The sequence below is a fragment of the Streptomyces sp. LaPpAH-108 genome, assembly GCF_000373625.1.
Lineage (GTDB): Bacteria > Actinomycetota > Actinomycetes > Streptomycetales > Streptomycetaceae > Streptomyces.
Genome location: NZ_KB891997.1, coordinates 195,239 through 216,331, shown reverse-complemented (window position 1 = coordinate 216,331; position 21,093 = coordinate 195,239). Strand labels below are relative to the sequence as shown.

Genomic DNA, 21,093 nt, shown 5'->3' with positions numbered 1-21,093 from the left:
GTTCCCCTGCGTGTCGTGGTCGGTCGGGGCGTGCCCGGTGCGGGGCAGGAGTCGCCCCGGTCCCCATACGCGGGGCGGCGCCGATGTGTTCAACGGCATCAGGGATTCAGGCCGAACTCATAAGAAAAACCCGCCACATGACGGGCGACGGCCTACGGACGCGGGGCCCCCGGAGGCGCGGGGCGCGGGTTCGTCACGGGGGCGCTCCCTTTCCCGCTCGAACACTGCCGTGAACATCACAAATACGTATCGGACATTCCACCCGTCGACCTTCACACGAGTGACACAAGTTGGCTAGGTTGACGCCAAGGCCGCCCGGCTCCCCACCCCGTGAGCCCTCCGCGGCGCCCGGAGCGGGGGTTCGACCGACTTCGCGGGCGCGCCGGCCCGATTGCCCCGCGGGGCGAGGAAGGAGCGCGTCTCGCATGGCATCGGAGAACCCCGAAGAGGTGCGGCAGCGGATCGACTCCCTCTACGCCCGGGCCGAGAACGACACCGGGAACTTCAACGCCACCCGTGCGATGGCGGCGGCCACCCGTAGAGGCGTACCGCTGGCCAAGCAGCGGGGCGGCTCCGACCCGGCCCTGGACGCGCTCGCGCAGCAGTGGTTCGACGTGGCCCGCGCCAAGCTGGGCCCGACGGTTCCCGCCGCGCTGCCGCCGGACCGGATGCCGGAGATCACCTCGGGCGGCCGTACCGACTACGCCCCCGAACTCACCGCCCCCGCCCCGCCCGCGCTCGGCGCCGGGCCCTCCGGGCAGCGCGCGCCTGCCGAGCTGACGGGTGGCGGCGGTCCCTCGGCGGCCCTCCCGGGCGCGCGGCCCCCGGCGGCCCTGGAGGCCGGGCCGACTCCCGCCGCGCCGCAACTCCCGCCCGCGCAGGGCGCTTTCCCGGCTCAGACCCCGCCGGGCTTCGCCGGTCCCGGCATGACCGAGACGAGCGGTCTGATCCCGCTGCCCGCCATGACGGCGGGGCCGCCGGAGCCGATGGGGTACGCCGCGCCCGCCGCCGGTGCCGCCCTCGCCGCGCCGCCCGCCGGTCCGGCCCCGGCCGTCGCCCAGGAGGCCGCGGTCCGCGCGTCCAGCGGGCTGCCCGCCGCGCCGAACGGCACCGAGGCCAAGTCGGAGTACCAGGACAAGCTGGCCTCCGCGAACCAGCTGCTGACTCGGCACCCGGTACCGCCGACGACGCCGTCCGCGCAGCCCGCGCAGCCACCGGTCCAGCGCGCGCAGCCACCGGTCCAGCGCGCGCAGCCTCCGGCCCAGGCCGCCCAGGCCCAGTCGCAGCCCGGGGGCCAGTCCCAGGCCACGGGTCAGTGGCAGCAGCCCCAGCAGTGGGCGGCGACGCTCCCGGCCGCCGCGCCCCTCTCCGACACCAGCGCCGGTACCTGGGCGGCGTACGCGGCCATCCCGGACGCGGTGACGGACACGGGTTCGCTCGCGTACTTCCCCCCGACTCCGCAGCCTGCGGCGGCTCCCGGCGGCCCGGGGGCGTTCCCCGGCGGGGACACCGGCGCGTTCCCGGCGGCAAGTACGGGTGCTTTCCCGGCGGTTGACCCGGGAGTACTCCAGGCCGGTGGCACGGGCGCGTTCCCGGCGGTCGACCCCGGGATGCTCCAAGCCGGTGGCACGGGCGCGTTCCCGGTGGTCGATCCGGCGACGGCTCAGGCGGGGAACACGGGTACGTTCCCGGGGGCCGCAGCGGGCGCACCGCAGGCCGCGAACACCGGGTCCTTCCCGGGAGTCGGCGCGGCGATGTCCCAGCAGGGGGGCACGGGGGCGTACCCGGCGGCCGACACCGGGTCCTTCCCCGGAGTTGGCACCACCGCGCCCCAGCAGGGCGCTGCGGGTGCGTACCCGGCACCGGACGCCGGTTCCCCGCAGGCCCCAAGCGCGGGAACCTTCCCGGGCGTTGGCGCCGCCGCGCCCCAGTACCCGACGGCCGACACCGGTGCCATGCAGGCCGCGAGCACGGGGGCTTTCCCGGGGGCCGCCCCCGGCGTGCCCCAGCAGAACGGCACGGGTACGTACCCGGCGGCCGGAGCCGCAACTCCCCAGCAGGGCAACACCGGAACGCTCCCGGCGATGGCCGCCGCCGCACCCCAGCAGGGCGCCACCGGGGCATACTCGGCGACCAACCCCGGCCCGGCGCAGGCCCAGAACACGGGAGCCTTCCCCACCGCTGCCTCCGGGATACCCCAGCAGAACGGCACAGGTACATACCCGGCGGCCGGAGCCGCGACCCCCCAGGCGGGCAACACCGGAACATTCCCGGCGATGGCCGCCCCCGCACCCCAGCAGGGCGCCACCGGGGCATACCCGGCAGCCGACAGCGGCGCGGCGCAGGCCGCGAACACGGGAGCCTTCCCCACCGCTGCCCCCGGGGTGCCCCAGCAAGACGGCACCGGTTCGTTCCAGGCGGTAAGTACGGCTGCCGCACCGCCCGTTGACCCGGGGATGCTTCAGGCGGGAGCAACGGGCCAGTTCCCGACCCCCGCTCCCGGCGCCTTCCCTGCCGCCCAGCCCAGCGGCGCAAACCCCTACCAGGCCACAAGTGCGGCCCCGATGACCGCAGTTGACACGGCACCCCCGCAGATGGCCGCCCCCGCGACACCCCCGCCCGCCCAGGCGCCCGGCGCCTACCCCGCCGCCGCGTACCAGACGGGTTCGTTCACGTTCCCGGCCGCCCAGGCCCCAGCCCAGGCCGCCGCCCCCCAACCCGCTCCCGCCCCGGCCCCGCAGGCCGCCGCACCCCAGCCCCAGCAGCCCCCCGTCCCCACCACGCCCCCGACAGCCGCAACCGCAGCCACACCCCCCGCCTACCCCCAGCAGCCCCCCGCCCCCGCAGCCCCGCCCGCTCAGCAGACCGGCGGCTTCCCCACCGCCGCACCCGCCACCCCCGCGGCCAGCGAATCCGCGCACGCGGTCCGCGCCGCCAAGGCCATCGCGTTCGCGCGGGCGCAGCTCGGGAGGCCGTGTGTCTGGGGGGCGACCGGGCCAGACTCGTACGACTGCTCGAGCCTGACGCAGAACGCGTGGCGGGCGGCCGGGGTCGCGCTGCCGCGCGGTGCGGCGGAGCAGGCGCTCGGGGGCAGCCCGGTGACGCTGGCCGCGATCCAGCCCGGTGACCTCGTCCTGTTCTTCGAGGACGACCGGCACGTGGGCCTCTACGTCGGCAACGGCACGATGATCCACGCCCCCGGCCCCGGCGCCCTCATCCGCGAGGAGTCGATCTACGGCGCGGGCGAGGCCGCGATCCACCGCGTGATCCGCCCCGCGTGACGGCCCGGGCCCGACCAGCCACGCATACAGCCCACATGGGGCCAGACCACACATCTGGCCCCATAACCCGACCTATCGCCCCATAAGACAGCCTTATGAGTCCATAGGCCGGACCCGTGTACTAACTTAGGGCTGCCTTAGCTTAGGCTTCCTGATCGAGTCGCCTGTCCACGCTCGAAGGGAACCTGATCATGCCGCGCCCCCTGCGGGTAGCCATCGTCGGAGCCGGCCCCGCCGGGATCTACGCCGCCGACGCCCTGCTGAAGTCCGAGACGGCCGCCGACCCCGGCGTGTCCATCGACATCTTCGAGCGGATGCCCGCCCCGTTCGGCCTGATCCGGTACGGCGTCGCGCCCGACCACCCGCGCATCAAGGGCATCATCACGGCCCTGCACCAGGTGCTGGACAAGCCGCAGATCCGTCTCTTCGGCAACGTGGACTACCCCACCGACCTCAGCCTGGACGACCTGCGCGCCTTCTACGACGCGGTGATCTTCTCCACCGGCGCGATGGCCGACCGCGAGATGTCGATCCCCGGCATCGACCTGGACGGCTCCTACGGCGCCGCCGACTTCGTGTCCTGGTACGACGGCCACCCGGACGTCCCGCGCACCTGGCCGCTGGAGGCCGAGAAGGTCGCCGTCCTGGGCGTCGGCAACGTGGCCCTGGACGTGGCGCGCATCCTCGCCAAGACGGCCGACGAGCTGCTGCCGACGGAGATCCCGCAGAACGTCTACGACGGTCTGAAGGCGAACAAGGCCCTGGAGGTCCACGTCTTCGGCCGCCGTGGCCCGGCGCAGGCGAAGTTCAGCCCGATGGAGCTGCGCGAGCTGGACCACTCCCCGAACATCGAGGTCATCGTCGACCCCGAGGACATCGACTACGACGCGGGCTCGATCGAGACCCGGCGCGGCAACAAGCAGGCCGACATGGTCGCCAAGACCCTGGAGAACTGGGCGATCCGCGACGTCGGCGACCGCCCGCACAAGCTCTTCCTGCACTTCTTCGAGTCCCCGGCGGAGATCCTGGGCGCGGACGGCAAGGTCACCGGCCTGCGCACCGAGCGCACCGCGCTGGACGGCACCGGCAACGTCAAGGGCACCGGCGAGTTCAAGGACTGGGACGTCACCGCGGTCTACCGCGCCGTCGGCTACCTCTCCGAGAAGCTGCCCAAGCTGCCCTGGGACCTGGAGACGGGCACCGTCCCGGACGAGGGCGGCCGGGTCATCGAGGAGAGCGGCAACCACCTTCGGTCGACGTACGTCACGGGCTGGATCCGGCGCGGCCCGGTCGGCCTCATCGGCCACACCAAGGGCGACGCCAACGAGACCGTCGCGAACCTGCTGGAGGACTACGCGGGCGGCAGGCTCCAGACCCCGGCCACGCCCGAGCCGGAGGCCGTGGAGGCGTTCCTGGCCGAGCGGGGCGTCCGCTTCACCACCTGGGACGGCTGGTACAAGCTGGACGCCGCCGAGCGCGCCCTGGGCGAGCCGCAGGGCCGCGCGCGGGTGAAGCTCGTCGAGCGCGAGGACATGCTCCGCGAGAGCGGCGCCTGAGACACGCGGACGGCCCTCCCGCCGCGTACGAACTGAAGACCGAGACCCCTACGGGACCGCACGGGCTCCGCAGGGGTCTCGGCGCGTCGTACGGCGTTCTCCCACGTGACAGCGGGAGGGCTCCCCGGCGGGGCGTCCGAACGGGCGACGCGCCGCCGGGGGGACCGGCCGCCGTCCGGCGCACCCGAACGGTGATACTGGAGGACGCACCAGCCTCCATCAGCAGAATTGGCCCATGTCGAACTCCGCCACCGACCGCGACACCGTCCCCCGGACCCTCTGGGCGGCGCGGGGCCGTCACACCGGCCCCGCCCCCGAGGAGGTCGTGCGCCGCACCCTGCGGCGGCGCAAGGAGAGCGGGGACATAGACGACTTCGCCGAACCGGCCGTCCCCATGGACGGTGCCGCCGGGGACGAGGAAGCCGTCCCGTACGTCTTCGAGGCCCGCTGGCGGGCCGGGGGCGCCGTCACCGTACGGGCCCGGATGACGCTCCTGCCCCGTACGGGACGCCCGGAGGGGTGGGCGTGGCGGCTGGTCGCGGAGGCGGAGCGGCCGTGGGACGAGTCGTGGCCCTCGCCCGCCACCCTGTTCTGGCCCGAGGGCGGCGCCCCGCAGGACAGCGGCTGGGATCACCATCCCACCGTCGCGGGCCTGCGGTTCCGGCAGGTCAACCCGCTTCCGGCGGACGACAAGGAGATGCGGCGCAGGCTGCGCGAGGCGGCCAAGGACGCCTGGTGCGTCAATCTGGTCGTGCACGAGGCGATGACCCCGGACGAGCGCGGCCGGCTGCCGCTGGCCGGGCTGCTGCCGCCGGGCCTGCGGCATCGGGTCGTGGAGCACCGGGCGAGCCCGCAGCAGTTCCGCGCGGTGAACTGGGCCCTGAAGGATCTCGGGGTCGAGGTGCCGCGCGGCGGTGCCGTGCTGCTCTCCCCCGACCCGGCGCCGAAGGACTACGACAGCCGTGACTTCAGCGTGCGCAGCGTGTTCCTGGACGGCTCCGAGCCCACCGAACTCGTCGCGGCGCTGCGGCGGTTCGTGGCACTGGACCGGCCGCTGCCCCGGGGCCTCGGGGAGGCCCTGACGGAGCTGCGGGACCACTGGACGCTGATGACGCTCCAGGAGGAGCTGGAGCGCGAGCGGCAGCGGGTCACGCGGTACGCCGAGGCGCTGGAGGCGATGACCAAGTCGCGGGATCTGTACCGGCAGGCCGCCGAGGAGGCCCACGAGGCGCTGGCCGCCTACCGTGAGCTGGCGCCCGCCGCGCTGCCCCAGCAGCGGGCCGACGCCCGGCCCGGCTCGGCGTTGCAGCAGCTCACGCGGACCTTCGAGCGGCTGCGGTTCATCCCCAAGGGCACGAGGTCCGAGCCCGCGCGGGAGGCGCCGTCCGGCGACGGCGGGGCGGACCGGCCGGAGTGAGCGGCCCGCCGGTGCCGTAGAGCGCTGTACGGCGGGCAGAGGGAAGGCGTACGGTTCCGGGCCCGCCACGAGGGGCCCGCCGAGGGCTCGGACGAAGGGGAGGGGAGAGCGGATGGATTCCACCACGGTCCTGCTGCTGGTGGCCGCCGTCGTGGCGGCCGGGGTGCTGGCCGTCGCGGTCGTCCTGCTGGTGCGGCTGGTGCGGACCCGGCGCGGGCTGCGGCGGGCCGGGCTGCCCACGGGGCCGCGCTGGGTGTTCTGGGGCGCGGTCGCCTATCTGCTGCTGCCGACCGACCTGCTGCCCGATCCCGTCTATCTGGACGACATCGGCGTACTGCTGCTCGCCCTGCGCTCCATGCGTGCCCCGCGCGCCCTTCCGGAGGAACCCGTACGGGCTCCCGCCGCCGGGGTGAGGCGGGGGCGTCCGGGTAGGTCGGCGCGGCGGTCCTCGTAGTGCGCCGTCCGCCACCGGCTGTGACGGTCTCGCCTGATGGGGCCGGGCAGTGTAGACATGGGCACATGGTGCGACTGCCCGGCCGGCCCGACACGCGGACGCCCCGTTCGTTCGGGCATCCGCGCGCGCCCTTCGGCGCGCACCGGCCGGACGGTACGCCCGGGGACGGCTCCCACCCCGGTGTGCTGCGGGCGGCGGTGTCCGCGCGCAGTGTCGCGGGGCAGGTGTTCCTCCTCCAGGTCGCGATCGTGCTGCTGCTGGTCGTGGCGGCCGTGGTGGCCCAGGTGCTCCAGGTGCGGCACGACAGCGATCTGGAGGCCCGTAACCGCTCCCTGGCCGCCGCGGGGGCGTTCGCCAACGCCCCGGGGACGGCGGCGGCGCTGCGCACCCCGGACCCGACGGCGGCGCTCCAGCCGAGCGCGGAGGCCGCGCGCAAGGTGTCCAAGGTGGACTTCATCGTCGTGATGAACACCGACGGCATCCGCTACACCCATCCCAACCAGGACCGCATCGGCAAGAAGTTCGTCGGCACCATCGGGCCCGCGCTCAACGGCGGCACGGTCGTCGAGCATCTGAACGGGACGATAGGCCCGCTGGTCCAGGTCGTGGTGCCGGTGCGGGACTCCGGCGGCAAGGTCGTCGGGCTGGTGTCGGCGGGCATCACCACCGAGCATGTCGGCGGGGCGGCCGACCAGCAGGTGCCGCTGCTGCTCGCGGCGGCTGCGGCGGCGCTCGCGCTGGCCACGGCGGGCACCGCGCTGGTCAGCAGGCGGCTGCTGCGGCAGACCCATGGGCTCGGCCCCTACGAGATGACCCGGATGTACGAGCACCACGACGCGGTGCTGCACGCCGTCCGGGAGGGTGTGCTGATCGTCGGCGGGGACGGGCGGCTGCTGCTCGCCAACGACGAGGCGCACCGCCTCCTCGATCTGCCCGACGACGCCGAGATGCGCAGCGTCCTCGATCTGGGCCTGGACGACGAGACGGCCGGTCTCCTCGCCTCCGGCCGGGTGGCGACGGACGAGGTGCACCTGGTCAAGGACAAGCTGGTCGCGATCAACCAGCGCCCCACCGATCTGGAGGGCGGCCCGCCCGGCAGCGTCACCACGCTGCGCGACTCCACGGAGCTGCGCGCCCTGTCCGGCCGGGCCGAGGTCGCGCGCGAGCGGCTGAACATGCTGTACGACGCCGGGGTGGGCATCGGCACCAGCCTGGACGTGAGCCGTACGGCGCAGGAGCTGGCCGAGCTGGCGGTGCCCCGGTTCGCGGACTTCGTGACGGTGGACCTGTTCGAGGCGGTGCTGAACGGCGAGGAGCCCAAGCCCGGCACCGATCTGCGCCGGGCGGCGTACAGCGGTATCCGCAAGGACGCCCCGCTGTATCCGCTGGGCGAGCGCATCCGGTTCGTGCCGACCTCGCCGCAGGCCCGCAGCCTGGCCACGGGGCAGTCGGTGGTGGAGCCGGACCTGCGGGAGGCGCCGGGCTGGCACGCGCAGGACTTCGAGCGCACCGGCGAGATCGTGGAGTACGGCATCCACTCGCTGATCACGGTGCCGCTCAGGACGGGCAATCTGATCCTCGGGGTGGCCAACTTCTGGCGCTCGGAGAAGCCGCAGCCCTTCGACGCCGAGGACGTCACCCTCGCCGAGGAGCTGGTGGCGCGGGCGGCGGTGTCCATCGACAACGCCCGCCGCTACACGCGCGAGCACAGCATGGCGGTGACGCTCCAGCGGAGCCTGCTGCCGCGCTCGCTGCCCGCGCAGGACGCCCTGGAGATCGCCTACCGCTATCTGCCCGCGCAGTCCGGGGTGGGCGGCGACTGGTTCGACGTGCTGCCGCTGCCGGGCGCCCGGGTCGCGCTCGTGGTCGGTGACGTGGTCGGGCACGGGCTGCACGCGGCGGCGACCATGGGCCGGCTGCGCACCGCGGTGCACAACTTCTCCTCGCTCGATCTGCCGCCCGACGAACTCCTCGGCCTCCTGGACGAGCTGGTGGGCCGGATCGACCAGGACGAGACCCCGGCGGACGGCGCGGCGGCGGTGACCGGGGCGACCTGTCTGTACGCGGTGTACGACCCGGTGTCGCGGCGTTGCAGCATCGCGCGGGCGGGTCATCTGCCGCCCGCCGTGGTGTACCCGGACGGCCGGGTGGAGTTCCCGGAGGTGCCCGCCGGTCCCCCGCTGGGCCTGGGCGGCCTCCCGTTCGAGACGGCGGAGCTGGAGCTGCCCGAGGGCAGCCGTCTGGTGCTGTACACCGACGGTCTGGTGGAGGACCGGGACCGCGACATCGACGTGGGCCTCGATCTGCTGCGCGACGCGCTCGGTCACGCGCCGGACGCCTCGCCGGAGGAGACCTGCCGGGTCGTGCTCGACCGGCTGCCGGTGCGCCCCGCCGACGACGTGGCGCTGATCGTGGCCGAGACGCGGGTGCTGGGCGAGGACCGGGTCGCCGAGTGGGAGGTGCCCTCCGATCCGGCGGCGGTCTCGGAGATCCGGGCGAAGGTGACCCGGCAGCTCGCGGAGTGGAACCTGGAGGAGCTGACCTTCACCACGGAGCTGATCCTGAGCGAGCTGGTCACCAACGCCATCCGCTACGGACGCGGCCCCATCGGCGTACGACTGCTGCTCGCCCGCTCGCTGATCTGCGAGGTCTCCGACGGGACGACGACCTCCCCGCATCTGCGGTACGCGGCGAGCACCGACGAGGGCGGCCGGGGTCTGTTCCTGGTGGCGCAGATCGCGGACCGCTGGGGTACTCGCTACACGCCCACCGGGAAGATCATCTGGGCGGAGCAGCCGCTGCCGTGACCCCCCTGGAGGGGGCCGGGTCAGAGGCGGCGCTGCCAGGTCTGGCCCATCAGGTCGTGGCCGAAGCTGTGGTGGGGGTCCTCGGCGGTCAGCTCGAAGCCGTGGCGCCGATAGAGACGGCGGGCGGCGCCGAGGACGTCGTTGGTCCACAGGGTGATCGCCTCGTACCCGGCCTCGCGGGCGAAGTCCAGGCACTCCTCGATCAGCCGGGCGCCGACGCCGAGTCCGCGCGCCGCCGGGTCGACGAGGAGCAGGCGCAGCTTGGCGGTGCGGTCGTCCGCGCGCACGCAGAAGACACAGCCCGCCCGTCGCCCGTCCACCTCCGCGATCCAGGCGGCCTGCGGTCCGGGTTCCTTGCCGTCGGCGTAGTCGGCGACGATCCGGCAGACCAGCGCCTCGAAGTCGGTGTCCCAGCCGAACTCCCGGTCGTAGAACTCGCCGTGGGCCATGACCACCCAACCCAGGTCGCCGGGCCTGCCCAGGGGCCGTACGACCGCCGTACGCTCCGTCATCGCGTCCTCCCGGTACCCTTCCGCGCCACTGAAACGACTGTTTCAGTAGACTAGCTCCTGTGAGCCCCGCCGAGCCAGACCCCTCGCCCCGCCGCCGGGAACTCCTTGAAGCGGCCTACGCCTACGCGCTGCGCGGCGGCCTCGCCGAGCTGTCCCTGCGTCCGCTCGCGGAGGCGATCGGATCCAGTCCGCGCGTGCTGCTCTATCTGTTCGGCAGCAAGGACGGGCTGATCCGCGCCCTGCTCGCCCGGGCGCGGGCCGACGAGCTGGCCGCGCTGCGGCGGATCATGGACGCGCGGGAGGCACCGGAAGTGCCCGGCGGGCTGCGCCCTGTCGCGCGGGAGCTGTGGCGGTGGCTGTCCGACGACGCCCACCGGGGGCTGCTGACCCTGTGGGTGGAGAGCTACGCCCGTTCCCTCACCGACCCGGACGGTCCCTGGGGCGGCTTCGCGCGGGCCACGGTGGAGGACTGGCTGGCGCTGCTCGCGGGCGCCCAGCCCGCCGCGCTGCGCGACACGGAGGCGGGCCGCGCGGAACGCACGCTGGTGCTCGCGGTGCTGCGGGGCGGGCTGCTCGACCTGCTGGCGACGGGCGACACGGCGCGGGTGACGGCGGCGGTCCACCAGCAACTGGCCTCTGCGGACGGCTGATTCAACCCAGCGCCCGGTCCAGGTTGAAGGCCGCGCTGATCAGGGAGAGGTGGGTGAACGCCTGGGGGAAATTGCCCTGTTGCTCTCCGGTGCGGCCGATCTCCTCGGCGTAGAGGCCGAGATGGTTGGCGTAGGTGAGCATCTTCTCGAAGGCGAGGCGGGCTTCGTCCAGTCGGCCCGCGCGGACCAGCGCCTCGACGTACCAGAACGAGCAGATGGAGAAGGTGCCTTCGTCGCCGCGCAGACCGTCGGGGCTGGCGCCGGGGTCGTAGCGGTAGACGAGGGAGTCGGAGACCAGTTCCTCGGTGAGCACGTCCAGGGTGGAGAGCCACTTGGGGTCGGTGGGGGCGATGAACTTGGCGAGCGGCATCATCAGCACGGAGGCGTCCAGGACGTCGCTCGCCTCGTGCTGCACGAAGGCGTGGCGCTGCTCCGACCAGCCTCGGTCCATGATGCGGCGGTAGATGTCGTCGCGGGCCTGGCGCCAGCGGCGGTGGTCGGCGGGCAGGCCGCGGCGGTTGGCGAGCCGGATGGCGCGTTCGATGGCGACCCAGCACATCAGCCGGGAGTACAGGAAGTTCTTGCGTCCGCCCCTCGTCTCCCACACGCCCTCGTCGGGCTGGTCCCAGTGGTCGCAGACCCAGTCGACCAGGTGGCACACGTCGTCCCACTGGGCGCTGGAGATGGGCTGGGCCCACTTGTCGTAGAGGTAGATGGAGTCCACCAGGGCGCCGTAGATGTCGAGTTGGAGCTGGTCTGCGGCGGCGTTGCCGACGCGGACCGGTGCGGAGCCCCGGTAGCCCTCCAGGTGGGGCAGTTCGTGCTCGGGCAGCTGGGTGCGGCCGTCGATGCCGTACATGATCTGGAGCAGGCCGCGCGCCGCGCCGTCGCCGGGGCTGATGTGGGTGGTCAGGAAGCGCATGAACGCCTCCGCCTCGCCGCTGAAGCCGAGCCGGAGCAGGGCGTAGACGGCGAAGGCCGCGTCGCGCACCCAGACATAGCGGTAGTCCCAGTTGCGCTCGCCGCCGAGCTGTTCGGGCAGGCTGGTGGTGGGGGCGGCGACGATGGCGCCGGTGGGGGCGTAGGTGAGCAGCTTGAGGGTCAGGGCGGAGCGGTGGACCATCTCGCGCCAGCGGCCCCGGTAGCGGGACTGGGCGAGCCAGCGGCGCCAGTAGGCGACAGTCGCGTTGAACTCGTGCTCGGCCTCGGCGTGGGCGCAGCCGCGCGGGGCGATCTCGTCGCCCGCCTGGTCGAGCGCGAACACGGCGGTCTCGCCCTCGCCGAGCTTGAACTCGCCCCGGGCGTCGTGGCCGTCGCACTCCAGGGCGACGGTGGTGGTGAGCGCGAGGGACAGCTCCGGCGACTCGAAGAGCATCCGCCCCTCGTCGTCGCGCAGGGTGTGCGGGGCGGCGCCGTACCCGAAGCGCGGGGCGACCAGGACGCGGAAGGGGACGGTGCCCCGGACGCAGACCACCCGCCGGATCAGCCGGTGCCGGCTCTGCTCGGCCGGGTCGTCCCCGGTGACCGGCATGAAGTCCTGGACCTCCCCTACGCCCTCCTCGGTGAAGAAGCGGGTGATGAGCACGTTGGTGTCAGGAAAGTAGAACTGCTTCGTCCGCGCCGGCACGGCGGCACCCAGCGCGAAGCACCCGCCACGCTCGGGATCGAGCAGCGCCGCGAAAACACTGGGCGCGTCGAAGGACGGACAGCAGTACCAGTCGATCGTCCCCTCACTCCCGACCAGCGCCACACTCCGCAGATCCCCCACGAGCCCATGCTCGGCAATAGGCAGGTGCCATTCCCCACCCCTGACACCCTGCTGAAAAGAAATCCCGTCCATCGCCACTGCCTCCTGGTGGGGGTACGGGGGTGCTTCCAGCTTAGGGCGGGTGGGGCGGGTGCGGGTGTGGGCGGCGGGGTGGTGCGGTACCTCGCGCAGGGCTGGGGCCGGGGCCGGGGTGGACGGGTGCGGCGGGGAGCCGGGGCGCCGCACATGGCCGGAACCCGGTGGGACGGCGACCGAAGCCCGGAGCGTGGGTGGGACTGCGACCGGAAGCCGGGTACCACGCACGGCCAGGGAAGCGCGCTGCGCACAGCCAGGGCGGTACGCCACGAACGGTCCGGGAACCGGGTGGACGGTGGCCCGGAAGCCGCAGCGCCACATGGGCGGGAACGGGTGGACGGCCGCCGCCGGAAACCGGAGCACCGCCCACGCCCCGCGAATCGCGCCGCGCTCGGCCGGGACGGTACGCGCCGCGAACGGCGGGGAAGCTGGTGGACGGGCGCGGCAGGGAGCCAAGGTGCCGCGCACGGCCGGGACGCGGGGGCCGCTGCCGCCGGGAGTCGGAGTCCGCGTGTGGCACCGACCGGGCGGGGCTGCGACCGGAAGCCGGAGCGCCGCGCACGCCCAGGGAAACGCGCCTCGCGCGGCCGGGAACCAGTAGCCAGCCGGAAGTCGGGCGCCGCTCTGGAAGGCCGGTGCTGGAGCGCCGCGTACGCCCCCCGAGAAGCAGGCCGGCACCGCCGAGGCGGCACGCCACGCAGGGCCCCCCGGCCGACCGCCGCCGAAGGCCGGGGGCGGGAGGGCGGGGCGCGGCAGCGAGCGCGGCCAAAGCCGGACGCGGGTGGGGGCGCGGCCCGAAGCCGGACGCGGGTGGGGGCGAGGGGCGCAGGCGCTTCGGGAGCAGGGGGAGGTGTGGGGGGCGCCGGTGTCGGGCAGGCGGTTCGGCGTCGGTCGGCTGGGGCGTGTTCCGGATGCGGGGTGGGGCCCGGCGGGCAATGGTGAGAGGGTGCCCCGTTCTGTGGGCACCGGCACGGATGCGCCCATCCGGACCGACGAGGAGGCATCATGTCGAGCTCAACATCCGAAGAGTCCCGGTCGTCCGACGATCACTGCACCCCGGACGCCCTGCTCCACACCGCTCCCTCCCGGGACGTCTCGCCGGAGGACCTGGTGATGGCGGCGGGCAGGGACGTCACGCCGAAGAACCTGGACTGGGCCCGCCGCAAGCTGGAGAGCGAGGGCTCGGCGGCGGTCGAGAAGCTGCTGCCCTAGAACGGGCGCGGCGCGCGGGGCAGCCGCTTCGCGCGCCGCGGGGTTCGGCCATGACCGGCAGGGTGATGCGGCGCTGCGCCGGGGCGCTGGAGAACGAGGTGCTGACCGCGCTCTGGGCCACCGAGCGGGCGCTGACCCCTGCCGAGATCCAGGCCGGGATCGGCGGTCTCGCCTACAACACCGTGCACACCATCCTCAAGCGCCTCTACGACAAGGGCCTGGTCCTGCGCGACGCCGACGGCCGCCGGGGCGCGTACCGTCCCGCGAAGCACCCGGCCCAGCTCACCGCCGAGGCGCTACGACGGACCCTCGACCAGTGCCCCGACCCCATCGGCGCGCTCGCCCACCTGGTACCGCTGCTACGGCCGGAGGAGGCGGGAGCGCTGCGCGGCTTCCTGACAGCCGGGGCGGAGGGCAGCGCGGAGCGCGGCCCTGCCGCCCCCGAACCCGACGGCGCCCCCGAGCCCGACGCAACAGCCTAGGACGCCCCGACCTCCCTGGCCCCGACGAGGCCGACAGAACGCACCCGCAGAAGCCAGGGGCGGCCCTGCGGCTTCCCGGCCGCGGAGCGCAACGAGGGGGCGCGGACCTCAAGGGGCGCCCCGACCTCGACGCATCCGCCTGACCGGCCCGCGCCCCGAGCCAGACCCGACCCCCAAGACAGACCGGGCCCGGAAAAGACTTGTGCTCCGCACGACTTCCCGGCAGCGAGCCGGACGGCAGCGCGGAGCACCAGAGGGCCGCCGAAGCGGACAAGGTGGTGCACCCGGAGAAGACAGGGGCATCTCGCTGCTCTCGGCTGCCGAGCGCCAGGAGCCGTGCGTCCCGCCCAAGCCCCCTGCCCGGCAGGGCCACCGCCCGGCCACGTCGCGGTAGGTCAGGCATCGCCCCCGCCCCGGCGGAGTGCCAGGGCGCCGCGTGACCCGCCCAAGCCCCGTGCCCGGCAGCGCCACCGCCCGGCCACGTCGCGGCGGGTCCAGGTCGTCACTCCCGGCCCCGGCGGAGCGCCAGGGCGCCGCGCGTCCCGCCCAAGCCCCCTGCCCGGCAGCGCCACCCGGCCGCGTCGCGGCGGATCAGGTCGTCACCCCCGGGCTCGGCCTAGCCAGAGAACCCGGCACAGTCACCGAACCCCCGCAGAAGCGCCACGCCCGCCCCCGACAGGGGCCACCGCCCCACGACAAACCCGCCCCTCACACATTCCTCGGCTCCCGGTGCGGCGGCTGTTCCGGTGTCGGTCGCAGTGGCACCGGCGGCAGGAGGCGTACGGCGGGCTCGCCCGTGTTCAGGGTGAAGGACTCCCCGTGGTGGCTGAGGACCAGCGGGGGGCCGTCCAGCAGGGAGTACGTCGCCTTGTCCGCGCCGATGTCCACCCGCAGCCTGCGCCCCCGGTACTGGAGGTTGAAGGCGAGGCGGCGCAGGTGCTCGGGCAGGCGGGGTGCGAAGCGCAGCCCTGAGCGGCCGACGGGGCGCCGCATGCCGCCGAAGCCCGCGACGAGTGCCATCCAGGTCCCGGCCAGCGAGGCGATGTGAAGTCCGTCGCGGGTGTTGTGCTCCAGGTCGTGCAGGTCCATCAGGGCCGCCTCGGTGGTGTAGGCGTAGGCGAGCCTGAGGTGCCCGGTCTGGGCGGCGATGACGGCCTGGCAGCAGGCGGACAGGGAGGAGTCGCGGACGGTCAGCGGCTCGTAGTAGGCGAAGTCACGGGCGATCTGCTCGTCGTCGAAGCAGGTGTCACAGGTGTACAGCGCGAGGATCAAGTCGGCCTGTTTGACGACCTGTTTGCGGTAGAGGTCGAAGTACGGGAAGTTCAGCATCAGCGGGTACTGGTCGGGCCCGGTGCCCGCGAAGTCCCAGCGCTGGTAGCGGGTGAAGCCCGCGCTCTGCTCGTGGACGCCGAGTTCGTCGTTGTAGGGGATGTTCATGGCCTCGGCGGCATCCCGCCAGGCCGCGCTCTCCTCCTCGTCGGCGCCGAGCCGGTGCGCCTCCTTGGGGTGCCGCTCGACCACATCCGCTGCGGCGAGCAGATTCTGACGGGCCATCAGATTGGTGTACGTGTTGTCGTCCGCGATGGCGCTGTACTCGTCGGGCCCGGTGACCCCGTCGATGTGGAAGGCCCCGTGGTGGTCGTGATGCCCCAGCGAGCGCCACAACCGGGCGGTCTCCACGAGCAGTTCGACCCCGACCTCGCGCTCGAAGCGCACGTCGCCGGTCGCCTCGACGTACCGCACGACCGCGTCCGCGATGGCCGCGTTCACATGGAAGGCGGCGGTCCCGGCCGGCCAGTACGCGGAGCCCTCCGAGCCCTCGATGGTGCGCCAGGGGAACGCGGCCCCGCCGAGCCCGAGTTGGACGGCGCGTTCGCGGGCGGCGTCCAGGGTGTTGTGCCGCCAGCGCAGCGCCTCCGCGACGGCGCGCGGGGAGGTGTGGGTGAGGACGGGGAGCACGAACATCTCGGTGTCCCAGAAGGCGTGCCCGTCGTAGCCGGAGCCGGTGAGGCCCTTGGCGGGGATCGCGCGCTGCTCGGCGCGGGCGCCCGCCTGGAAGACGTGGAAGAGGCCGAAGCGTACGGCCTGCTGGATCTCCTCGTCGCCGTCCACCTCGACGTCGGCGCGGGCCCAGAAGTCGTCCAGGCACTCCCGCTGGTCGGCGAGCAGGCCCTGCCAGCCGTCGTGCGAGGCGGCGGCGAGGGCGGCGTCCACCTGGTCGGCCATCGCGGGCAGCGAGCGGGTGCCGGACCAGCCGTGCGCGACCGTCTTCTCCACCCGCAGGGTCTGGCCCGGCTCCAGGACGGAGGTCACGGTGAGCCGGGCGACGTCGGTGCCGCTCTCGCTGCGGCTGGTGGTGCGGCCGGGCCCGGAGACGACGTGGTCGGCGGCGACGGCGACCCGCAGCCCGCTGCGCTTGGTGCGGTGGACCAGACGCAGCCGCTCGCCGGAGGCGAAGCCGTCCTCCTGCTCCAGCGGGGAGTGCGGGGTCATCGCGGCGCGGGGGTCGCCGTTGGGCCCCGGCAGGCTCTCGTTGGCGACCAGCTCCGACTGGATGACGACCCGGCTGCGCCGCCCGACGGCCTCCACCTCGTAGGCGATGGCGGCCACCGCGCGCTGGGTGAGCGAGACCAGCCGGGTGGCGCGGACCCGGACGGTGGACCCGGCGGGCGAGGTCCACTCGCAGGTGCGTTCCAGGACGCCGCGCCGCATGTCGAGGACGCGTTCGTGGGAGACGAGGCGGCCGTAGCGCAGGTCGAACGGCTCGTCGTCGACGAGCAGCCGCAGGATCTTGCCGTTGGTGATGTCGATGACGCTCTGGCCGGACTCCGGGTAGCCGTACCCGGCCTCGGCGTACGGCAGCGGGTGCAGCTCGTGCACGCCGTTGAGATAGCTGCCGGGCAGGCCGTGCGGCTCGCCCTCGTCGAGGTTGCCGCGCCAGCCGACATGGCCGTTGGACAGGGCGAAGACCGACTCGCTCTGGGCGAGGATGTCCAGGTCGAGTGCCGTCTCGCGGACGGTCCACGGTTCGACGGTGTAGGCGCGCTCCGTGATCACTGCTTTCCTCCCAGCTCGGCGAGGTCTTTCACGACGATATGCGCGCCGTGCGCGAAGAGCGCGTCGGCCTGCCCGGTGCGGTCGAGCCCGACGACATAGCCGAAGCCGCCCGCGCGGCCCGCGTCCATCCCGGCGAGCGCGTCCTCGAAGACGGCGGCGCGGGCGGGCTCGACGCCGAGATCGTGCGCGGCGGCCAGGAAGGTGTCGGGGTGCGGCTTGCCCGGCAGGTGCCGCTCGGCGGCGACGACCCCGTCGATCCGTACGTCGAAGAGGTCCTCGGCGCCGACCGCGCGCAGCACGTCGCGGGCGTTGGCGCTGGACGACACGATGGCGGTCGGCAGCCCCTGCGCCCTGACCGCCTCGATGTACCGCAGCGTCCCCTCGTACGCCTCCACGCCCCCGCTGTGGATCTTCGCGAGCAGCAGCTCGTTCTTCCGGTTGCCCAGGCCGTTGACGGTCTCGGCGTCGGGTGGGTCGTCCGGGCTTCCCTCGGGCAGCCGGATGTCCCGCGATTCCAGGAAGGCCCGCACCCCGTCCGCGCGGGGCCGCCCGTCCACGTACGTGTCGTAGTCGGCGACCGCGTCGAACGGCCGCCCCTGCTCCCCCTCGTACCCACGCAGGAACGCGTCGAAGGTCTCCTTCCACGCGGCCGCGTGCACCACGGCAGTCTTCGTGACGACTCCGTCCAGGTCGAACAGGCAGGCCAGGATGGTGTCAGGCAGTCCGAGCTGAGTCATAACAGCCAGCCTTCCCCGGAAGCGGGGGCGGATTCCCGGGGCCGCACGGCGGTACGGCTGGGCGGGTACGCGGCGTACGGCCGGGTGGGGGTCGGCGGTACGGCCGGGTGGGGGGTACGGCACGGCGAGGGGCCGGAGGCCGGTACGGCCGGGTGACCACGACGGCGCGGTGCTGCCGGACAGGCGCCCTAGTCCACCCGCCCGCCCCGCAGCGCGCCTCGCCGCCGGACACCGGCCCGCCCCGGGCCCGGCTGCGCGCCCGCACGCTCCCGCGCCACGGCCGCACAGCCCCACCACACCCGCTCCGACCACACCCGCTCCAGCGACCCCAGCACGCCACACGCCCCGCCCACCCCCTCCAGCCACCCCGGCACGGGACACCGCCACCCCACGCACCCCCAGCCGCACCCGCCCCCAACCTCACCCGCGCCACCCGTTCCACCAGCGGAGCGCCAGTGGCACACTCGGCCCATGCCGTCGATCTTCGAAGACCTTCTGGTCCGTGCGCGTGGCCTCGTCCGGGACGGGGAGCGCGCGATTCTGGGTGTCGCGGGCGGTCCCGGGGCGGGCAAGACGACGCTCGCGGAGTCGCTGACGCGGGCACTGAACGCCGACGGGCCGCCGTGGGTGGCGCATGTGCCGATGGACGGGTTCCATCTGGCCGATGCCGAGCTGGAGCGGCTGGGCAGGCGGGACCGCAAGGGCGCCCCCGACACCTTCGACGCGGCCGGGTACGCGGCGCTGCTGCGGCGGCTGCGGACCGAGACGGACGAGGTCGTGTACGCGCCCGGGTTCGAGCGCGTCCTGGAGCAGCCGCTCGCCGGTGTCATCCCCGTGCCGCCGACCGCCCGGCTCGTCGTGACCGAGGGCAACTACCTTCTGCTGCGCGAGGGTTCGTGGGCGCGGGTGCGGCCCCTGCTGGACGAGGTCTGGTACTGCGAGGTGGCCGAGGCCGAACGGGTACGGCGTCTGGTGGCCCGGCACGAGGAGTTCGGCAAGCCGCACGCCGACGCGCTGGCCTGGGTGCTCGGCCCGGACCAGCGCAACGCGGACCTGATCGCGACGACCCGCGACGCCGCCGACCTGATCGTGCCCTGCGCCGCGCTTCCCTCGCCCCAGGGAACGCCGCCCGTCCCCTCCCCGGCCTCGGGGTGAACCCCGGCCGCCCCGGGGCCGTACCCCTGGGCACGGCGGAGAGCCCGCCGGTACGACTCATGAGGCGGTGGCGCCGCCGGGCGCGGGGGACGCGGGCCGTCGCCCCGTCGGCCGAGGGCGCCGTCGCGGGGCGGGCGATGGCGAGCGAACAGCGGACGGCCCCCCGGGGCGAGCAGGCGGCCCCTGGGGACGAACAGGCCCCCGAGGGCCCAAGAGCCGTCCTCTCCCCGGCGCGACTCCGCCTCCTCACCAGGAACCGCCGCTGGCCCCTCCTGCTGCTGATCGCCCTGCTCCTCGGCCAGCTGGCCGTCGCCATGGTGACCACCGCCGTCCAACAGACACCCACCATCGACGAGCCGGTCTACGTCGCCACCGCCACCGACTACCTCCACGAGCACCGTCTGCGCTACAACCCCGAACACCCCCCGCTCGGCAAGCTGTTGATCGCGGCCGGGGTGGCGGTGGCCGACCCGCGCTACGACCCGAACACCCCCGGCACCCAGGGCGACGTGGGCCGCCGTCTGCTGTACGAGTCGGGCAACGACCCGGGCGAGCTGATGCTCTGGGCCCGGCTCCCGGTGATCGCGCTGACGCTGCTGACCGGCCTGGTGGTGTTCGCGTTCGCCCGTGACCTGGCGGGTACGGCGGGCGGGCTGGTGGCGCTCGCGCTGTACGCCTTCTCGCCCGACGTGATCGCGCACGGCTCGCTGGCCACGCTGGACATGCCGGTGACGGGCTTCCTCGTGACGGCCGCCTGGCTGGCCTGGCGCGCGCGACGGCGCCCCCGGCGGTACGTCCCGCTCACGGGCCTGGCCCTCGGCGCGGCCCTCGCGACGAAGATGAGCGCGCTGCCCGCGATCCCGGTGCTGATGCTGCTCGTCTGCCTGTCCGTGTGGCACGCGCTGCCCGGTACGGACCGGCGGCGCCGGGCCCTGCTGAGCGCCGGGGGCGCGGCGGGGACGGCCGTGCTGGCGGTCGCGGTGGTGTGGGCGGTGTACGCGGCGGTCGATCCGCTGCTGCGCTTCTCCCCCGCCGAGCCGGTGCCCGCGCTCGCCGGACTGCACGGCAGGCTGACCTCGCTGCTCCCGCTGCCGCCCGCCTACCGGGCCGGGATGAGCGTGCAGTTCGCCTTCGAGAACCACGCCTGGCAGGGCTTCCTGTTCGGTCGGCTCTACACCGGCCCGCTCTGGTACTACCTGCCCGCCGCCCTCCTGGTGAAGACCCCGCTGGCGCTGCTCGCGCTGGGCGCCGCCGGTGCCGTGACGGTCCTCGTCCTGCGCCCGCTGCGTCCCGCCGCGCCGTATCTGCTGCTGCCCCCGGCGCTGCTGCTGGCCGTGGCGATGACGGGCGCGCGGGACTTCGGCACCCGGTACGCGCTGTTCGTGCCGGTGTTCCTGGCGGTGGCGGCGGGCTGCGTGACGGCGGTACGGACCCGGCATCGATGGACGGTGCCGCTGACCGGCGTGCTGGTGGCCTGGGCGGCGGCGAGTTCGCTGCGGGTGTTCCCGTACTACCTGTCGTACGCCAACGAGGCGTTCGGGGGCCCGGCGGCCACGCACCGGCTGCTGCACGACTCCAACGTGGACTGGGGCCAGGACCTGGGCAGGCTCGCGGACCGGCTGCGGGAGAAGTACCCGGGCGAGCGGGTGTGGCTGGTCTACAAGGGCGCCGGTGTGCCGTCGGCGTACGGCATCCACGCCGCCGATCCGCGCGCGGTGCCGGTGTCGCAGGTGCGCGGACTGCTCGTGGTGTCGGACTCGGCCGCCGCGAAGGCGCGCGGGGATCTCGCCCGGCTGATCCGGACCAGCCGTCCCGTCGGCCAGGTGGGGTACTCGATCACGCTGTACCGGCGCTGAGCGGGCCGCCCGCCCCAACCCGGCGGGCCGTCAAGGACGGTGAGCTATGTTGAGTGATCGTGGGAGACAAAGTC

14 protein-coding genes are annotated in these 21,093 nt (G+C 74.2%); 10 read left to right on the top strand and 4 right to left on the bottom strand.

Annotated features, from left to right (window positions below; all coding sequences use genetic code 11):
* Window positions 1-425: 425 nt before the first annotated feature.
* From B079_RS36475 to B079_RS0125505, 5 genes are all read left to right on the top strand, one after another.
* On the top strand, window positions 426-3,281 hold the full coding sequence (locus B079_RS36475) for an NlpC/P60 family protein (RefSeq protein WP_018548690.1): 2,856 nt from the start codon (window positions 426-428) through the stop codon (window positions 3,279-3,281).
* A gap of 191 nt (window positions 3,282-3,472) precedes the next feature.
* Window positions 3,473-4,837, top strand: coding sequence for an FAD-dependent oxidoreductase (locus B079_RS0125520; protein ID WP_018548689.1), 1,365 nt, complete (start codon window positions 3,473-3,475; stop codon window positions 4,835-4,837).
* Between the two features lie 235 nt (window positions 4,838-5,072).
* Window positions 5,073-6,254 (top strand): hypothetical protein, encoded by a 1,182-nt coding sequence (locus B079_RS32760; RefSeq protein ID WP_018548688.1) that lies wholly within the window; start codon window positions 5,073-5,075, stop codon window positions 6,252-6,254.
* A 112-nt stretch (window positions 6,255-6,366) separates the two neighbouring features.
* The gene (locus tag B079_RS32755; protein ID WP_018548687.1) at window positions 6,367-6,708 is read left to right on the top strand and encodes a DUF1232 domain-containing protein; all 342 of its coding nucleotides are present in this window, start codon (window positions 6,367-6,369) and stop codon (window positions 6,706-6,708) included.
* Window positions 6,709-6,773: 65 nt separating this feature from the next.
* Window positions 6,774-9,515: a SpoIIE family protein phosphatase/ATP-binding protein gene (locus tag B079_RS0125505; RefSeq protein WP_018548686.1), complete on the top strand. Its 2,742-nt coding sequence runs from the start codon at window positions 6,774-6,776 to the stop codon at window positions 9,513-9,515.
* A gap of 20 nt (window positions 9,516-9,535) precedes the next feature.
* Here B079_RS0125505 and B079_RS0125500 read toward each other — a convergent pair whose 3' ends face one another.
* Window positions 9,536-10,027 carry a GNAT family N-acetyltransferase gene (locus B079_RS0125500; protein ID WP_018548685.1) on the bottom strand — a complete coding sequence of 164 codons (492 nt, stop codon included), beginning with the start codon at window positions 10,025-10,027 and terminating at the stop codon, window positions 9,536-9,538.
* Window positions 10,028-10,086: 59 nt separating this feature from the next.
* Between B079_RS0125500 and B079_RS0125495 the strand changes: the two genes are divergently transcribed.
* Complete coding sequence (locus tag B079_RS0125495; RefSeq protein WP_018548684.1) at window positions 10,087-10,677, top strand: TetR family transcriptional regulator; 591 nt, start codon at window positions 10,087-10,089, stop codon at window positions 10,675-10,677.
* Between the two features lies 1 nt (window position 10,678).
* Here the strand turns inward: B079_RS0125495 and B079_RS0125490 are convergent, their stop codons facing one another.
* Window positions 10,679-12,517, bottom strand: coding sequence for a glycoside hydrolase family 15 protein (locus B079_RS0125490; RefSeq protein WP_051095291.1), 1,839 nt, complete (start codon window positions 12,515-12,517; stop codon window positions 10,679-10,681).
* 1,008 nt (window positions 12,518-13,525) lie between these two features.
* Here B079_RS0125490 and B079_RS0125485 point away from each other — a divergent pair.
* A complete protein-coding gene (locus B079_RS0125485; RefSeq protein ID WP_018548682.1) occupies window positions 13,526-13,732 on the top strand; it encodes a hypothetical protein in 207 nt (68 codons plus the stop codon).
* Window positions 13,733-13,782: 50 nt separating this feature from the next.
* Entirely contained in the window at window positions 13,783-14,214 is a 432-nt protein-coding gene (locus tag B079_RS32750) for a BlaI/MecI/CopY family transcriptional regulator (RefSeq protein WP_199779972.1), read from the top strand.
* 708 nt (window positions 14,215-14,922) lie between these two features.
* Here B079_RS32750 and B079_RS0125475 read toward each other — a convergent pair.
* The gene (locus B079_RS0125475; protein WP_018548680.1) at window positions 14,923-17,271 is read right to left on the bottom strand and encodes a glycoside hydrolase family 65 protein; all 2,349 of its coding nucleotides are present in this window, start codon (window positions 17,269-17,271) and stop codon (window positions 14,923-14,925) included.
* On the bottom strand, window positions 17,268-18,008 hold the full coding sequence (locus B079_RS0125470) for an HAD family hydrolase (protein WP_018548679.1): 741 nt from the start codon (window positions 18,006-18,008) through the stop codon (window positions 17,268-17,270). Before B079_RS0125470 ends, B079_RS0125475 begins: the two co-directional genes overlap by 4 nt.
* Before the next feature lie 471 nt (window positions 18,009-18,479).
* On the opposite strand from B079_RS0125470, the gene B079_RS0125465 reads away from it, so the two are divergent.
* Window positions 18,480-19,163, top strand: a complete 684-nt coding sequence (locus B079_RS0125465) for a nucleoside/nucleotide kinase family protein (RefSeq protein ID WP_018548678.1) — start codon at window positions 18,480-18,482, stop codon at window positions 19,161-19,163.
* Between the two features lie 137 nt (window positions 19,164-19,300).
* Complete coding sequence (locus B079_RS0125460) at window positions 19,301-21,019, top strand: phospholipid carrier-dependent glycosyltransferase (protein WP_106432388.1); 1,719 nt, start codon at window positions 19,301-19,303, stop codon at window positions 21,017-21,019.
* Window positions 21,020-21,093 lie beyond the last annotated feature (74 nt).

Excerpts from the sequence above, each read along its gene's own strand:
- B079_RS36475 (WP_018548690.1), top strand. The coding sequence starts at position 426 with ATGGCATCGGAGAACCCCGAAGAGGTGCGGCAGCGGATCGACTCCCTC.
- B079_RS0125520 (WP_018548689.1), top strand. The coding sequence starts at position 3,473 with ATGCCGCGCCCCCTGCGGGTAGCCATCGTCGGAGCCGGCCCCGCCGGG.
- B079_RS32760 (WP_018548688.1), top strand. The coding sequence starts at position 5,073 with ATGTCGAACTCCGCCACCGACCGCGACACCGTCCCCCGGACCCTCTGG.
- B079_RS32755 (WP_018548687.1), top strand. The coding sequence starts at position 6,367 with ATGGATTCCACCACGGTCCTGCTGCTGGTGGCCGCCGTCGTGGCGGCC.
- B079_RS0125505 (WP_018548686.1), top strand. The coding sequence starts at position 6,774 with ATGGTGCGACTGCCCGGCCGGCCCGACACGCGGACGCCCCGTTCGTTC.
- B079_RS0125500 (WP_018548685.1), bottom strand. The coding sequence starts at position 10,027 with ATGACGGAGCGTACGGCGGTCGTACGGCCCCTGGGCAGGCCCGGCGAC.
- B079_RS0125490 (WP_051095291.1), bottom strand. The coding sequence starts at position 12,517 with ATGGACGGGATTTCTTTTCAGCAGGGTGTCAGGGGTGGGGAATGGCAC.
- B079_RS0125485 (WP_018548682.1), top strand. The coding sequence starts at position 13,526 with ATGTCGAGCTCAACATCCGAAGAGTCCCGGTCGTCCGACGATCACTGC.
- B079_RS32750 (WP_199779972.1), top strand. The coding sequence starts at position 13,783 with ATGACCGGCAGGGTGATGCGGCGCTGCGCCGGGGCGCTGGAGAACGAG.
- B079_RS0125470 (WP_018548679.1), bottom strand. The coding sequence starts at position 18,008 with ATGACTCAGCTCGGACTGCCTGACACCATCCTGGCCTGCCTGTTCGAC.
- B079_RS0125465 (WP_018548678.1), top strand. The coding sequence starts at position 18,480 with ATGCCGTCGATCTTCGAAGACCTTCTGGTCCGTGCGCGTGGCCTCGTC.
- B079_RS0125460 (WP_106432388.1), top strand. The coding sequence starts at position 19,301 with ATGGCGAGCGAACAGCGGACGGCCCCCCGGGGCGAGCAGGCGGCCCCT.